The organism is Bradyrhizobium sp. Mp27 (assembly GCF_029953005.1).
GTDB classification, from domain to species: domain Bacteria; phylum Pseudomonadota; class Alphaproteobacteria; order Rhizobiales; family Xanthobacteraceae; genus Bradyrhizobium; species Bradyrhizobium barranii.
On record NZ_JASAUS010000806.1, the window covers coordinates 1 to 221 of the forward strand.

Consider the following 221-nt stretch of genomic DNA (forward strand, 5'->3'; position numbering starts at 1 on the left):
CGCCTCTTCGTGGAGCTGCGCCCAGACTTGTTGGCTGGACTTCCAGACTACCCGCCGGAAGCTGCGCCGCGAGTAGCGTAGCGTCATCACGAACAGGCGGGGACGACGGTAGGATCAGCGTGCCGCAACCGGCGCACAAACCGCTTGACACTCTGGTAGCTGGACGGAAAGCCAAATTGATCAACCAGGTCCTGGTAAATCGCCTGCGCGTTCCGCTTCAG

The 221-nt window shown here is 61.5% G+C and carries 1 pseudogene; it reads right to left on the minus strand.

Annotated features, from left to right (window positions below):
* Positions 1-221 (minus strand): annotated as a pseudogene (locus QJT78_RS52730) (IS21 family transposase); the annotation flags it as partial.